Raw genomic sequence first — 15,318 nt, 5'->3', positions numbered from 1 at the left:
ATTAGCATAACATTTCTTTCTTAATGGGTGGCCAAATTAACTATGCCACTACAAGCCAAACATCAGGACCTCTAAAAGATGGACTAGTATACCAATGACAAAAACTATAACCCTTCTTTGTTAATTTATACCCGATATAAAAACTATTAGTAATGGATAAAGTTATATATAGAGGAATTGCCCAAAGCATAAGTTTTACCATTAGCTTTATTGTTTTCTCGTTGCGAAAATTGAATACCTTTTGAAAACCGGCAATTGTCATTAACACAGGAAACGGTGTCATTGCTATTATTGGAGCCAACAGGCCACTTTCTCTAATATAATAAAGCGAGTCATCAAAATAAACACTTTCAACAACCCCATAATAAGAGAAATAAAATAAAGCAATTGTAAATAATATAAAGACAAACAGGCCTATCACTACTATTAATTTATATTTGAAGCTTTGTTTTGTAAAACGTTCTTCGGATTTTCCCCACTCTAATATAGACATTGTTTATAGCTCATTTTTATTAGAGTTAAGTTTACCTTTGGAAGCCAGAAAAACCCTTTTGTAAAATTATTTAGCTTACTCGGTTATTTAAAATAAAAACGACAGCAGCAATTTTGATTTAATTTTAACGATTATACTCAGCTCTAGTTTCTTGTATAAAAACTTTAAGTTCACTAAGTTTTGGCTCAATTCCTTTTTCATTATGCATTTCAAACCAATCATGAATATCACTAATGACTACAGAACCATCTTGTAAACATAACTCATCGTTTTTTAACCATATATCAGGAGCACGAACTGAAGCACCAGTGTACCAATTACAGTAAATGTAGCCTTTGCTCTTTAAATTAGCTTCTATAACTAGGTTAGTCGGGACTGATAGAATTAATAAAACAATTAAACCTACAACCGCACTTTTAAATGCATTAATTAAAGTTAACTTTATATCAAACCCCAAAAAGCGCTGTAAAGTCGATAAAAACGTTAGAAATACGCAAGGCAATAATAAAAAAGATAATAGTATGGTGGCCTGCTCTTTGATAAAAAATTGAGGCTGACTAACTAAAAATATAGTTTCCACTTCGGAAAAAAAGTTTAAGGCTGTTTTGTAGCACAGTCCTCCACTAATAATTAACAAGAAAAAAACAGATGCTAATTCTTTCATATTTGCAAGAGATAACTTCTTATCTGCTTTTTTCCACTCTAAAAACTTCAAAATTTATAAGACCTAGTTTTTTTAAACATAGGAACCCCAAAAACCTCATGTAAAAATTCATTTGGATTTTCTTTATATACGTTATTAATTTTCTGCGCTCCAGCCCTAATTTTAACTACACCACTTTGTATTTTATTTTCAATATTTCTTAACTCTTCAGAAAGTACTTTTACATAATCACTGGTATCCGAAAATGCAATTGAAAAAGCCACCCCAACGACTACGACAACCAACAAGGGCACTAATACTGTACCAGCAATTATTGTTGCTAAACTTGCTGATGCTGTTGATGCAACACCCAATATTGTACTAGTAGTCACAATAGCGGCACCAACTACTGCCATGTCGACCGCAACACCTGCCACTAAGTCATGCCATGTTTTTTGATCGTTTAAGAAATAGTCTGTGGCATGAAATGTCACTGAAATTACTAGAGTGAGTACAAACCCACCCTTCATCGCTTTTGCAGCTTCTAATTTACCGACACCGATAGTAAAAAGTTTGGGGTTGCTTGCTAAATAACGAGTACCCGTTAAATGAGCTCTGATACCAGGGTAAGAAGTCATTATAATAGCGGGGGAACCATTATAAACTTTAATTTTAAACTTACCGAAAACATTACCTTGGCGCTGCATTGCAGCCGCTATAATGGCTAACGCTTTAATATCATCAAATAGAGGATTATAGACCAGCCCTAGCTTTCAAAGGATCTTTAATTCGTTCCCATTGACTTGATAGTGAATTATGCTCTTCCAGTAACTCATCTAGCCAATCAACCACTTCTGAACGAGATTTACCTTGCTTCATCTTTACAGAAATAATGTAGTCTACAAACTCTGCTGAGTTCATTTGGATAAGCGTGTGATTATTACCTGATAGTATGTTTTTGATTTGATTTTGGCGCTGCCTTTCGGCAACAGCACGACGAGCATATGCAGACATAAGATTTCCTTAAGTGTAATTTTTAATCCGTTAACTATAAGTTTAAATAATAGTCAAAATATAAGCAATAAAAAAGCGAGTGTTAAACTCGCTTTAAATATTTAATAAGTAATGATCGTTACTATTTTTTAACTGGGCGTTTCCAGCCGGTTAAATTACGCTGTTTAGAGCGTGCTATTGCGAGCTGCTCATCTTCAACGGTACTGGTGATCACAGAGCCTGCACCTACCGTTGCTGTTGTACCAATGTGTACTGGGGCAACAAGCGATGAGTTAGAGCCAATAAAGGCGTTATCACCAATAATGGTTTTTGCTTTATTAACACCATCGTAGTTACAGGTAATAGTACCTGCGCCTATATTCACTTTTTCACCGATTTCAGCATCGCCTAAGTAACTTAAGTGGTTTGCTTTAGAACCCTTGCCTAGTCGGGTTTTTTTCATCTCTACAAAGTTACCAATGTGCGAGTCTTCTTCCATTACCGCACCTGGGCGTAAGCGGGCGTAGGGGCCTAGCGTACATTGAGCCGCTACGCTTGCATCTTCAATTAGGGTATTTGCTTTTATAACTACGTTATCGCCAATAGTACAGTTTTTAAGTACACAGTTAGGGCCAATTTGTACATTGTTACCAAGGGTTACATTGCCTTCAAAAATAACGTTTATATCAATTAATACGTCTTCGCCTGTTTTAACATTGCCACGTACATCGATACGAGCAGGGTCGGCTAGGGTGGCACCATTTAACATTAATTCTTCTGCTTGCCATGCTTGATAAGCACGCTCTAGGCCTGCAAGTTGTACGCGGTTGTTTGCGCCTTCAACTTCCATTGCATGATTTGGCTGCGCTGAGGTGATTTCTACCCCTTCACTGTGTGCCATAGCAACAATATCTGTAAGGTAGTATTCCCCTTGTGCATTATTATTAGATAAGTTGCCTAACCATGTTTTTAAAAGCTTGCCGTTAACCGCCATAATGCCTGTGTTTACTTCGCTAATAAGCAGCTGTTCAGCGTTTGCATCTTTTTGCTCAATAATACCTACAAGCTTGCCATCTTCTCGTAGCATACGGCCATAGCCATTAGGGTTAGCCAAATTAACGGTTAGTACTGCTAATCCATTTTCAGGGGTTGCTGCTAATAAGCGCTCAAGGGTTGATTGCTTTGTAAGTGGTACATCACCATACAACACAAGTACAGTGTCGTCATCATTAATATGAGGGCTTGCTTGTGCTACTGCGTGGCCAGTGCCAAGTTGCTCTGCTTGCAGTACCCAGTTTACGTTGTTATCGGCGAGTTGTTGTTGTAATAGTTCGCCGCCGTGCCCGTAAACTAAGTTTGTTGTGCTTGCACCTAGTGCTTTTGCGTTATCTATAACATGTTGCACCATAGGTTTACCTGCCACTTTATGCAGTACTTTTGGTAGAGAAGAGCGCATACGAGTACCTTTACCCGCAGCAAGAATTACTGTTGTTAGAGCCATTAAAACAATTTCCTTTTTCCGTTGTTTTATTGAGTGGTTAATGAAAGTAGGTTAATTAGATTACGCATGTCACTCCCTGTGTACACACTCAGCCATACTATAAAAAATAATGACTGAATCTATGATAAACACACTGTTCATAATAATTACACTTATTGTAACCAGCTTTGCAGGTTGATATAAGTGTAAAGCCAAATTACAGGCACAAAAAAGCCCACATAATGTGGGCTTTTTAAAACCGGATAGGCTTACTTTTTACGTAATTGCTGAATTACGCGAAGTTGTGCAATAGCTTCCGCTAGTTGCATAGCTGCTTGTTGATAATCAAACTCAGCAGCTGACGCATTAGCCATTTGGCTTTCTGCGTCACGTTTAGCTTGCTCTGCCGCTTGTTCGTCAAGGTCTTCACCACGAACAGCTGTATCAGCAAGTACGGTTACTATGTTCGGTTGAACTTCTAGTGTACCGCCAGCAATATAGATCAGTTCTTCTTCACCATGTTGCTTAACTAAACGTACCATACCAGGTTTAAGGGCAGTTAGTAGTGGGGCGTGACCGGCATTAACACCAAGCTCACCTTCACTACCAGATACTTGAATCGATTCAACTAGACCAGAGAACAAGCTCTGCTCTGCGCTTACTACGTCAAGATGTACAGTCATAGCTGCCATACTACCCTCCTAATTACATGCTTTTAGCTTTTTCTTGAGCTTCTTCGATAGAGCCAACCATGTAGAACGCTTGCTCTGGAAGGTCATCAAATTCACCGCTTAGAATGCCTTTAAAGCCAGCAATTGTGTCTTTTAGTGAAACGTATTTACCTGGCGCACCTGTAAATACCTCTGCCACGAAGAATGGCTGAGATAGGAAACGCTGGATTTTACGAGCACGAGATACAAGTTGCTTATCTTCGTCAGAAAGCTCGTCCATACCTAGAATCGCAATGATGTCTTTAAGTTCTTTGTAACGCTGAAGAACTGTTTGAACACCACGTGCTGTATCGTAGTGGTCTTGACCAATTACTAATGGGTCAAGTTGACGTGAAGATGAATCAAGTGGGTCTACCGCTGGGTAAATACCAAGTGATGCGATATCACGTGAAAGTACTACTGTTGCATCTAAGTGAGCAAAGGTAGTTGCTGGAGATGGATCCGTTAAATCATCCGCAGGTACGTATACCGCTTGGATTGATGTAATTGAACCCGTCTTCGTTGAAGCGATACGCTCTTGAAGTACACCCATCTCTTCAGCTAGTGTAGGCTGGTAACCTACCGCTGATGGCATACGACCAAGTAGTGCAGATACTTCTGTACCAGCTAGTGTGTAACGGTAGATGTTATCTACGAAGAAAAGTACATCGCGACCTTCGTCACGGAACTTTTCAGCCATAGTAAGACCTGTTAACGCTACGCGTAAACGGTTACCAGGAGGCTCGTTCATCTGACCGTATACAAGCGATACTTTATCAAGTACGTTTGAATCGTTCATCTCATGGTAGAAATCGTTACCCTCACGAGTACGCTCACCAACACCTGCGAATACTGAGTAGCCGCTGTGCTCGATTGCGATGTTACGGATAAGTTCCATCATGTTTACGGTTTTACCTACACCGGCACCACCGAATAAACCAACTTTACCACCTTTAGCAAACGGACATACAAGGTCGATTACCTTGATACCTGTTTCTAAAAGTTCTACTGAACTTGATTGCTCTTCGTATGAAGGCGCTGCACGGTGAATAGACATACGGTCTTCTTCGCCGATTGGGCCAGCTTCATCAATTGGCTCACCAAGTACGTTCATGATACGACCAAGCGTTGCTTTACCAACTGGAACTTGAATCGCTTCACCTGTATTTTCTACCGCTGCGCCACGACGTAAACCGTCAGTAGTACCTAGTGCGATAGTACGAACAACACCGCCACCTAGCTGTTGTTGAACTTCTAAAGTCAAACCAGCTAAATCGCCATCTGTTACTTTTAGTGCGTCATATACGGCTGGCACGTTGTCTTGAGAAAACTCAATATCTACAACGGCACCGATAATTTGGACGACCTTACCTAAACTCATGTCTATTCCTCTCGTTAATCTTTGCCTGAAGCATTAAACTGCGGCTGAACCAGAAACAATCTCACTGATTTCTTGTGTGATTGCCGCTTGGCGGGCCTTGTTATAAACAAGCTGTAACTCATCCATAAGGTCGCCGGCATTATCTGTTGCAGCTTTCATCGCAACCATACGGGCAGCCTGTTCAGAGGCAGCGTTCTCAACCACACCTTGGTATACCTGAGACTCAACAAAGCGTACAAGCAAAGACTCTAATATAGCGTCTGGGCCTGGCTCGTATAAGTAGTCCCATGTGTGGGCAGATACTTCTTCTTCAGCTTTTGGCAAAGGGAGTAACTGATCTATTTTTGGCTCTTGCTTCATGGTATTAACAAAGTTGTTGTATACCAGGAATAAACGGTCAATTTTACCTTCAGAGAATGCATCTAGCATAATTTTTACAGGACCAATTACGTCTTGTACTGAAGGCTTATCTCCAAGGCTTGACTTTTTAGCAAGCACTTGACCGCCAAAACGTTGAAAGAAGCTAGCTGCTTTGCTACCAATAGTTGCAAAGTCAGCGTCAACGCCTTTTTCTTTCCACGCTTTAATGTCTAATGCAACTTTTTTAAACTCGTTTGAGTTTAAGCCGCCACATAGACCTCGGTCTGTAGAGATAACAATATAACCAACTCGTTTTACTTCACGTTCTTCTAAGAATGGGTGAGTAAAATCAAGATTTGCTTGAGCAACACGACCAATTACTTTGCGTAATTTGTTAGCGTATGGACGGCTTGAAGCCACTCGTTCTTGCGCCTTTTTCATTTTAGACGCAGCAACCATTTCCATTGCGCTGGTGATCTTTTGAGTATTTTTAATACTCCCGATCTTGCTTTTAATCTCTTTTCCGCTGGCCATGACTCTCTCTCCGAATCAAGGTGTGCTTTAGTAAACTAAAGCGCACCATTAATAACTAAATTACCAAGTTTGCGTAGACTTGAACTTCTCTAGAAGTTCTTTAAGCTGCGCTTCGATCTCAGCGTTGTAGTTACCAGTTTCATTGATTTGAGCCACAAGCTCTGCGTATGTGCTACTTGCGTAAGAAAGTAAAGCTGCTTCGAAATCCATAATTTTAGAGATTTCGATGTCTTTAAGGTAACCTTTCTCAGCTGCAAATAACGACAAAGACATTTCAGCAACAGACATTGGTGCGTACTGTTTCTGCTTCATTAGCTCTGTTACACGCTCACCATGCTCAAGTTGAGCACGAGTAGCATCATCAAGGTCAGACGCGAACTGCGAGAACGCAGCTAATTCACGGTACTGAGCTAGGGCTAGACGAATACCGCCACCTAGTTTCTTAACGATTTTAGTTTGTGCAGCACCACCAACACGCGATACCGAGATACCAGCATTTACTGCCGGACGGATACCTGAGTTGAATAAGTCAGTTTCTAAGAAGATCTGACCATCGGTGATAGAGATAACGTTTGTCGGTACGAACGCAGAAACGTCGCCGCCTTGAGTTTCAATGATTGGCAATGCCGTCAATGAACCTGTTTGTCCTTTCACTTCACCGTTTGTGAACTTTTCAACGTAATCAGCGTTTACACGCGATGCACGCTCTAAAAGACGCGAGTGAAGGTAGAATACGTCACCTGGGTATGCTTCACGACCTGGTGGACGCTTAAGTAGTAATGAGATTTGACGGTAAGCAACAGCTTGCTTAGATAAATCATCATATACGATTAATGCGTTTTCACCACGGTCACGGAAGTATTCACCCATAGTACAGCCCGAGAACGGTGCTAAGTACTGAAGTGCCGCAGACTCAGAAGCAGATGCTACAACTACGATTGTATTTTCAAGTGCACCGTGCTCTTCTAATTTACGTACTACGTTAGCAATAGTAGACGCTTTTTGACCAACCGCTACGTACACACACTTAACGCCTGTGTTCTTTTGGTTGATGATTGCATCGATTGCTAGTGCAGTTTTACCTGTTTGGCGGTCACCGATTACAAGCTCACGCTGACCACGACCAACTGGAATCATCGCATCAATAGATTTGTAACCAGTTTGAACTGGCTCATCTACAGATTGACGCTCGATTACACCTGGTGCAATTTTTTCTACAGGGTCAAAACCGTCGTTATCTAAAGCACCTTTACCGTCGATAGGCGCACCTAGTGTGTTTACAACACGACCAAGTAAGCCTGCACCAACAGGAACCTCTAGGATACGACCAGTTGTGTATACTTTTACGCCTTCAGTAAGGTCAGCGTAAGGACCCATAACTACTGCACCAATTGAGTCACGCTCAAGGTTTAGTGCGATAGCATAACGGTTGCCTGGAAGCTCAATCATCTCACCTTGCATACAGTCAGCTAGACCGTGGATGCGGATGATACCGTCAGTAACAGATACGATAGTACCTTCGTTACGAGCTTCACTTACAACTTCGAACTGCTCAATACGTTGTTTGATCAGATCTGAAATTTCAGTGGAATTAAGTTGCATGCTCTTTTTCCCAATTACGATTGTAGTGTTGTGGCTAAGCGGTTTAATTTACCGCGTACTGAGCCGTCGATTACAGTGTCACCCGCCTTGATAATAAGGCCGCCAACAACTGCAGCGTCTTCACTACAATTCAGCTTAACTTTGCGTGCGAAACGTTTTTCAAGTGTCGCTACCAATGACTCTTGCTGCGCTGCAGCAAGAGGGGTTGCCGAAATCACATCTACGTCGATTTCTTTGTCATACTCTGCTTTAAACGCAGCGAATAACTGAGCAACCTCAGGCAGTGCAATCAAACGTCCATTTTCAGCCATCACCTTCACTAGGTTCTGACCTTGTTCGTTGAGCTGCTCAGCACATAAGTTAATAAATAACTCAGCTTGTGCTGTAGCAGTAGGCAATCCAGCTAGAACGGCTGATGCTTGTTCATTGCTGGCAACTTCGCCTGCAAAAAACAACATGTCATTCCAGCTTTCAACCGTGCCTTTTTCAACGGCAAGTTCAAAAGCCGCTTTAGCGTATGGGCGAGCGATAGTAGTCAATTCAGACATGCTCATACCCTCCTAATTACAGCTCAGCGACAAGTTTTTCAACGATGTCACTATGTGCGGCTTGATTGATTTCACGCTCTAAAATTCTTTCTGCGCCAACCACTGCCAGAGTTGCTACTTGCTTACGTAGCTCTTCTGTTACACGGTTACGCTCTGATTCAATTTCAGAGTGCCCTTGAGCAATAATTTTTTCACGCTCTTCTTGTCCACGAACAGTTTCTTCGTCAACAATAAGCACGGCACGCTTTTTAGCTTGTTCAATGATATCAGCCGCTTGAGCTTTTGCATCTTTAAGCTGCTCTGCAGCTTTTTGTTGCGCAAGTTCTAAGTCTTTTTCGGCTCTATCAGAGGCAGCTAAACCATCTTCAATTTTCTTCTGGCGAGACTCAATTGCATCATTAAGTGGTGGCCATACATATTTCATACAAAATAGTACAAACACCGTAAACGCAATTAATTCACCGATAAGAGTGGCTGTTATGTTCACGACCGCTCCTCCTTAAAATAGTAAGCTGTTCAAAAAATAAAATTAAAGTACGAACAGGATTACCATTGCGATACCAACACCGATCATTGCTACCGCATCGATTAGACCAGCTAGGATGAACATCTTAACTTGTAATGAAGGTGCAAGCTCAGGCTGACGCGCACATGCTTCTAGGAATTTACCACCCATGTTACCGAAGCCGATAGCAGTACCGATTGCACCGAAGCCGATAAGTAAAGCAACTGCGATGTACTTAAGACCTAATACTAGTTCCATTTTTTTCTCCAAAGTTTCAATTGTTAAAGTTAAATTAAAAAGTGTATAAATTAGTGATTGTCAGAACTTGCCATGCTTAGGTAAACAATGGTTAGCATCATAAATACGAATGCTTGTAACACGATTACTAAGATATGGAATACAGCCCAAACAAAGTGCAACGGAAGTTGCATTAAACCAACTGCGCCGATAAGTATGAATATCAATTCACCAGCGTATAAGTTACCGAATAAACGCAGTGCTAACGAGAAAGGCTTAGACACTAAAGCGATTGTTTCTAGTAATAAATTACAAGGAATTAAGAAAATCATAGCCACTTTGCTATTAGAGCTAAACGGGTGAAGTGTAAGCTCTTTAATGAAGCCACCAACCCCTTTAATTTTAATAGAGTAACCAATCATCAGAATAAACACACCCAGTGCTAATGCAGCAGTTAAGTTTATGTCTGTGGTAGGTACAATTTTCATATAAACGTCGTGTGAGTCCATACCAAAGGCTTGCTCACCAACAAAACCAGCGAAAGCAGGTAAGAAATCAACAGGGATTAAGTCCATTAAGTTCATTAAGAACACCCAAACAAAAATTGTTAAGGCTAATGGAGCAATTAACTTGCTTTTACCGTGGTAAGTGTCACGTACGTTGTCGCCAACGAACTCAACAATCATTTCAATAAAACATTGAAGTTTACCAGGTACTCCTGTGTGTGCTTTTTTAGCGGCGCTACGGAAGATCCATAAAAATATTAGACCTAGTCCGATTGACCATGCGAGGGTATCTATATTCCATGTCCAGAAACCACTGTCTGCACACGCTTTGTTGAAGGCAAGACCAGAGTCGGTCATACACATCTTAGCGTTTGTTAAGTGATGCTGGATATGGCTTGATATAGTAACTTCTTCTGCAGCCATGTTATATCCCAAAGTTAATGTTTAAAAAAAACGGGCGCGAACAATCCAGTAAAAAGCACCAATACATAAACACAAAAAAACGGCACTAAAACGACCGTGGTTGACTTGAGTATCAGTGCAAACAATACGATTGTTAGCATAAATTTTAATCCGTTACCGCGCTTTAACGAGGTATACGCTTGATTTGCCATACTTGCACCCATATATCTGAATGCATAAAGCGCAAATACTAGGTGAGGAAGTATTGCAACGCTACTACCAGCAAGTGCTGATAAGCTGGCGTTTACTCCCCAACCAACAAAAATAATTACTGCAGCTATAAGTGCTACGAACCCCTGAAGACAAATTAATTTAAATGCGGCAAGCCTATAAGGTCTTGCTAACTTATTAGTCACGTTTAGTTAACCTTTATGGCGTTCTAATTGTTAGGGTGTGAAAACTGGCGAAATTATACTTAATCCTACCAGTTTTGCAACTTGAGTAGACGCTTTGTAACACAAAATAGCTACAAATGTCTCTTATTGGACATGTAAAATTTTAATGGTCGGTATTGCTATGATTTATACGATTTAAAATGCCGTCAAGCTCGTCTAGGTTGGTATAAGAAATCACCAATTTACCTTTGCCCTTCGCATTGTAATTTATTTCTACTTTAGCCCCTAGGTTGTCGGCTAACTTTTGTTCTAAGCGCTTAACGTCAGGGTCTTTTTCTGGCGTTTGCTTAGCTGCAACAGGCTCTAAAATTGAGCGTACTAATTTTTCGGTTTCGCGAACAGTCAAAGCTTTAGCAACAGCTAATCTTGCCGCGTCAGATTGCGCTTCACCTTCAAGTGCTAATAAACAGCGAGCGTGGCCCATTTCAATGTCGCCATGCTCTAACAAAATTTTAACATCGCTATTTAAATTGTTTAATCGTAGTAAATTAGTCACGGTAGTGCGGGATTTACCCACCGCATCGGCAACTTGCTGGTGTGTTAATTCAAATTCATTTAATAATCTGTTTAACGCAATCGCTTCTTCCATTGCGTTTAAGTCTTCACGCTGAATATTTTCTATCAGTGCAATAGCAACGGCGGCTTCGTCAGGCACATTTTTTACAATACAAGGTACGCTTTCAAGCTTAGCTATTTGCGCAGCACGCCAACGGCGTTCACCAGCAATTATTTCAAAGCTATTTTCAGCAATAGGGCGGACAACGATTGGTTGAATAATACCTTGTGAACGAATAGAGCTTGCTAGTTCTTCAAGCGCTTCTTCAGACATGTCTTTACGAGGTTGGTATTTACCCGAGTGTAAAAACTCAATAGGCAATGATTGCAACTCACTATCTACAAACTCTGTTGCAGTAGTATGTTCAACATCAGTTTCTTTTACTGTGTCTTGTTCCTTGCTTGGGCTCGGCGCTGGTTTTGATGAACTTAAAAGGGCATCGAGTCCTCGGCCTAAACCTCGTTTTTTAGCAGACATGTTATTTTTTTACCTTAAAGTTAGGCGACTACCGGCGCTGTTTTTTCTTTTCTGCGTAGCATTTCGCCCGCAAGTGCTAAGTAGGCTTTTGCGCCACTTGATGCGCGGTCATAGTACATTGCTGGCGCACCAAAACTCGGTGCTTCTGCAAGGCGCACATTACGTGGGATCACGGTGCGGTATACTTTATCGCCAAAATGTTGTTTTAATTGTTCTGATACATCATTTGCTAATCGATTGCGTGGATCGTACATAGTACGAAGAATGCCTTCAATTTGTAAGTTAGGGTTAACTAACTTTGCAAGCTGGGTAATAGTGTCCATTAATGCGGTTAATCCTTCAAGCGCATAATATTCACATTGCATGGGGACTAAAACAGAGTCAGCCGCTGCCATAGCATTAACTGTTAACATATTTAGTGAAGGCGGACAGTCGATAAAAATAAATTCGTATTTATCTTGGATTTTTTCAAGCGCATTACGAAGACGTACTTCGCGTGCAAACAACTCCATGAGCTTTACTTCAGCTGCGGTTACATCACCGTTGGCCGCAATCATATGATACTCACCTGAGGTTTCAGTAATTATTACCTCATCCATTGGTGTTTCTTCTATGAGTAAATCATAAATGGTGGCGACATCGCCATATTTGTCTACACCACTACCCATAGTAGCGTTGCCTTGCGGGTCGAGATCAATTAACAACACTTTACGTTTCGTTGCAGCCATAGATGCAGCGAGATTAACAGCCGTTGTTGTTTTACCAACGCCGCCTTTTTGATTTGCTAATGCGATGACTTTTGCCACTATGTCTCTGATCCCTAGTCTTTAGAAAGAATAATTAAATGTCGTTGTGCATGAAGCTCAGGCACTACTAGCGAGATTTTTTCTTCAAATTTTACGCCTTCAGGAAGTGACTCTAGCTCTTCACTAGGGAACACACCTTTTAACGCTATAAATTTGCCTGAGTGATCAATTAGGTGCGTACACCATTCAACCATATCTTGCAATGAAGCAAACGCACGACTTAGTACGCCATCTAATTTAACACTTGGTTGATATTCTTCAACTCTTGACTGTACCGGGGTGACATTATTTAGACCTAGCTCGTGTTTAACTTGCATTAAAAAACGCACGCGCTTGCCTAAGCTATCTAGCAATACAAATTGCGTGTCAGGTAATGCAATAGCTAACACAATTCCTGGTAAACCTGGACCAGTACCTACATCTATATAATGATGACCGGGTAAATGAGGAGCAACAACTAAACTATCCATAATGTGTTTAATCATCATTTCTTCTGGTAAGCGTACAGAGGTTAAATTATACGCTTTGTTCCATTTGTTTAATAACTCAACGTATTTAACTAATTGCTGCTGTTGTTTTTCAGTTAGCGCAATATCAGTTTGCGCTAACAATGTTGTTAATTGTTGCTGTAACACAGTTTACCTTTACCGTTACGCTGTTTTGCGTAATAAGCCTTGCTTCTTCAGATACACTAATAATAGCGAAATCGCCGCAGGGGTGATACCAGAAATACGCGAAGCTTGGCCAATAGTATCTGGACGCGAATCAGTAAGCTTTGCAATCACTTCGTTTGATAAACCCGATACCGTTGAGTAATCGAACTCTTTAGGCAAAATGGTTTCTTCATGACGAAGCTGTTTGTTGATCTCATCTTGTTGGCGTGCAATATAGCCTGCATACTTAGTATGGATCTCAACTTGCTCAAGTGCAGCTTGGTTAGTAAATTCAGATCCTAATCCATCAATAGCCATTAAGTCGTTATAACGAATTTCTGGACGACGAAGAAGATCCTCTAAACTAGCTTCACGCGTAAGAGGCGTTTTTAGTAACGCATTTACTTGATCAACCACGGCATGATCTTTATGGATCCAAGTCTCTTTAATACGCTGCTTTTCTTTTTCGATCACTTCCATTTTTTCGTTAAACGCCTGCCAACGCTCGTCGTTAACTAAACCAAGTTCACGGCCTTTTTCAGTTAATCGAATATCAGCGTTATCCTCGCGCAATAATAAACGGTATTCTGCGCGGCTAGTAAACATACGGTACGGTTCTTTTGTACCGAGTGTTGCTAAATCATCGATTAGTACACCTGTATATGCTTCATCACGACGTGGTGTCCACGCATCTTTGCCTTGTACCTGTAAAGCTGCGTTCATACCAGCAATTAAACCTTGTGCGCCGGCTTCTTCGTAACCGGTAGTACCATTAATTTGGCCTGCAAAAAATAATCCGTCTATAAACTTGGTTTCTAGTGACTGTTTTAAATCACGTGGGTCAAAAAAGTCATATTCAATAGCATAACCAGGACGACAAATATGCGCGTTTTCAAAACCATCTATCGATTGCACTATTTGTAACTGCACATCGAAAGGTAAACTGGTTGAAATACCATTAGGGTAAAGCTCATAAGAAGTTAAGCCTTCAGGCTCTACAAATATTTGGTGTTTGTCTTTATCAGCAAAGCGCACAATTTTATCTTCTATTGAAGGACAGTAACGTGGCCCTATACCTTCAATTACACCTGAGTACATAGGTGAGCGATGTAAATTGTTACGAATAACCTCATGGGTTTTTTCGTTAGTGTAAGTGATATAACAAGGAATTTGCTGAGGATGATCGCTTTGTTTACCAATAAATGAAAATACCGGTGTAGGCGCATCACCTGGTTGCTCTTGCATCTTGCTAAAATCAACTGTACGGGCATCAATACGTGGTGGAGTACCGGTTTTTAAACGGTCTACTCTAAAAGGTAATTCACGTAAACGATCAGCCAATGCAATTGAAGGGGGATCGCCTGCACGACCACCTTTAAAATTCTCTAAACCAATGTGTATTTGACCACCTAAGAAAGTACCAACAGTTAACACAACACTTGGCGCGCTAAAACGTAATCCCATTTGGGTAACTACACCGATAACTTTATCGTTTTCAACGATAAGATCATCACATGATTGTTGAAATATTTTTAGATTTTCTTGGTTTTGTAAAGTGTTTTGGATTGCAGCTTTATACAAAGCGCGATCTGCTTGTGCACGTGTTGCACGAACAGCTGGCCCTTTTGAAGAGTTTAAGGTGCGAAATTGAATGCCGCCTTTATCAATAGCTTGTGCCATAGCACCGCCTAACGCATCAATTTCTTTAACCAAATGGCCTTTGCCTATGCCACCAATTGCTGGGTTGCAAGACATTTGACCAAGTGTATCCATATTATGAGTCAGCAGCAGGGTATTCATCCCCATACGTGCAGCAGCCAATGAGGCTTCAGTGCCTGCATGTCCACCACCTACTACGATAACGTCAAACTTTTCGTGAAAAATCATTAATGGGATCCTACTTAATCAAACCAGTAAACTTCAAAAGGGAGCGTATTCTACCTAGAAATTATCAGAAGATAAATGATTAAACAGTGG

At 40.8% G+C, this 15,318-nt stretch carries 18 protein-coding genes; all 18 read right to left on the bottom strand.

The features are described 5' to 3' along the window. Nucleotides 1–40 precede the first annotated feature (40 nt). The 18 genes from AABI99_RS09810 to mnmG all read right to left on the bottom strand — a co-directional run bounded on the left by AABI99_RS09810 (nucleotide 41) and on the right by mnmG (nucleotide 15,228). Nucleotides 41–493: a DUF1240 domain-containing protein gene (locus tag AABI99_RS09810; protein ID WP_338365547.1), complete on the bottom strand. Its 453-nt coding sequence runs from the start codon at nucleotides 491–493 to the stop codon at nucleotides 41–43. 124 nt (nucleotides 494–617) lie between these two features. Further along, nucleotides 618–1,208 carry a DUF1240 domain-containing protein gene (locus AABI99_RS09805; protein WP_338365546.1) on the bottom strand — a complete coding sequence of 197 codons (591 nt, stop codon included), beginning with the start codon at nucleotides 1,206–1,208 and terminating at the stop codon, nucleotides 618–620. Next, nucleotides 1,205–1,843, bottom strand: coding sequence for a hypothetical protein (locus AABI99_RS09800; RefSeq protein ID WP_338365545.1), 639 nt, complete (start codon nucleotides 1,841–1,843; stop codon nucleotides 1,205–1,207). The genes AABI99_RS09805 and AABI99_RS09800 overlap by 4 nt, the downstream gene beginning before the upstream one ends. A gap of 46 nt (nucleotides 1,844–1,889) precedes the next feature. Continuing rightward, a complete protein-coding gene (locus AABI99_RS09795; protein ID WP_338365544.1) occupies nucleotides 1,890–2,150 on the bottom strand; it encodes a hypothetical protein in 261 nt (86 codons plus the stop codon). A 121-nt stretch (nucleotides 2,151–2,271) separates the two neighbouring features. Then, on the bottom strand, nucleotides 2,272–3,630 hold the full coding sequence (glmU, locus tag AABI99_RS09790; RefSeq protein ID WP_338365542.1) for a bifunctional UDP-N-acetylglucosamine diphosphorylase/glucosamine-1-phosphate N-acetyltransferase GlmU: 1,359 nt from the start codon (nucleotides 3,628–3,630) through the stop codon (nucleotides 2,272–2,274). 248 nt (nucleotides 3,631–3,878) lie between these two features. Then, entirely contained in the window at nucleotides 3,879–4,301 is a 423-nt protein-coding gene (locus AABI99_RS09785) for a F0F1 ATP synthase subunit epsilon (protein ID WP_055016221.1), read from the bottom strand. Nucleotides 4,302–4,314: 13 nt separating this feature from the next. Then, nucleotides 4,315–5,700, bottom strand: coding sequence for a F0F1 ATP synthase subunit beta (gene atpD / locus AABI99_RS09780; protein ID WP_055016220.1), 1,386 nt, complete (start codon nucleotides 5,698–5,700; stop codon nucleotides 4,315–4,317). A 33-nt stretch (nucleotides 5,701–5,733) separates the two neighbouring features. After that, nucleotides 5,734–6,594, bottom strand: coding sequence for a F0F1 ATP synthase subunit gamma (atpG, locus tag AABI99_RS09775; RefSeq protein ID WP_338365541.1), 861 nt, complete (start codon nucleotides 6,592–6,594; stop codon nucleotides 5,734–5,736). Between the two features lie 60 nt (nucleotides 6,595–6,654). Next, complete coding sequence (gene atpA, locus AABI99_RS09770; RefSeq protein WP_338365540.1) at nucleotides 6,655–8,196, bottom strand: F0F1 ATP synthase subunit alpha; 1,542 nt, start codon at nucleotides 8,194–8,196, stop codon at nucleotides 6,655–6,657. 14 nt (nucleotides 8,197–8,210) lie between these two features. Next, nucleotides 8,211–8,744 (bottom strand): F0F1 ATP synthase subunit delta, encoded by a 534-nt coding sequence (gene atpH, locus AABI99_RS09765; protein WP_338365539.1) that lies wholly within the window; start codon nucleotides 8,742–8,744, stop codon nucleotides 8,211–8,213. Between the two features lie 16 nt (nucleotides 8,745–8,760). After that, on the bottom strand, nucleotides 8,761–9,231 hold the full coding sequence (atpF, locus tag AABI99_RS09760; protein ID WP_004588072.1) for a F0F1 ATP synthase subunit B: 471 nt from the start codon (nucleotides 9,229–9,231) through the stop codon (nucleotides 8,761–8,763). A 42-nt stretch (nucleotides 9,232–9,273) separates the two neighbouring features. Then, the gene (gene atpE / locus AABI99_RS09755; RefSeq protein ID WP_004588071.1) at nucleotides 9,274–9,507 is read right to left on the bottom strand and encodes a F0F1 ATP synthase subunit C; all 234 of its coding nucleotides are present in this window, start codon (nucleotides 9,505–9,507) and stop codon (nucleotides 9,274–9,276) included. A gap of 50 nt (nucleotides 9,508–9,557) precedes the next feature. After that, nucleotides 9,558–10,415 carry a F0F1 ATP synthase subunit A gene (gene atpB / locus AABI99_RS09750; RefSeq protein WP_338365537.1) on the bottom strand — a complete coding sequence of 286 codons (858 nt, stop codon included), beginning with the start codon at nucleotides 10,413–10,415 and terminating at the stop codon, nucleotides 9,558–9,560. Nucleotides 10,416–10,429: 14 nt separating this feature from the next. Continuing rightward, nucleotides 10,430–10,810: an ATP synthase subunit I gene (locus AABI99_RS09745; protein WP_338365536.1), complete on the bottom strand. Its 381-nt coding sequence runs from the start codon at nucleotides 10,808–10,810 to the stop codon at nucleotides 10,430–10,432. Between the two features lie 142 nt (nucleotides 10,811–10,952). After that, nucleotides 10,953–11,882 carry a ParB/RepB/Spo0J family partition protein gene (locus AABI99_RS09740; RefSeq protein ID WP_338365535.1) on the bottom strand — a complete coding sequence of 310 codons (930 nt, stop codon included), beginning with the start codon at nucleotides 11,880–11,882 and terminating at the stop codon, nucleotides 10,953–10,955. Nucleotides 11,883–11,902: 20 nt separating this feature from the next. Next, the gene (locus AABI99_RS09735; RefSeq protein WP_338365534.1) at nucleotides 11,903–12,688 is read right to left on the bottom strand and encodes a ParA family protein; all 786 of its coding nucleotides are present in this window, start codon (nucleotides 12,686–12,688) and stop codon (nucleotides 11,903–11,905) included. 14 nt (nucleotides 12,689–12,702) lie between these two features. After that, the gene (rsmG, locus tag AABI99_RS09730) at nucleotides 12,703–13,323 is read right to left on the bottom strand and encodes a 16S rRNA (guanine(527)-N(7))-methyltransferase RsmG (protein ID WP_338365533.1); all 621 of its coding nucleotides are present in this window, start codon (nucleotides 13,321–13,323) and stop codon (nucleotides 12,703–12,705) included. A 15-nt stretch (nucleotides 13,324–13,338) separates the two neighbouring features. Then, on the bottom strand, nucleotides 13,339–15,228 hold the full coding sequence (gene mnmG, locus AABI99_RS09725; protein WP_338365532.1) for a tRNA uridine-5-carboxymethylaminomethyl(34) synthesis enzyme MnmG: 1,890 nt from the start codon (nucleotides 15,226–15,228) through the stop codon (nucleotides 13,339–13,341). Nucleotides 15,229–15,318: the final 90 nt, after the last annotated feature.

The sequence above is a fragment of the uncultured Pseudoalteromonas sp. genome (genome assembly GCF_963922945.1).
Lineage (GTDB): Bacteria > Pseudomonadota > Gammaproteobacteria > Enterobacterales > Alteromonadaceae > Pseudoalteromonas.
This window is presented reverse-complemented; position numbering and strand designations above follow the sequence as displayed.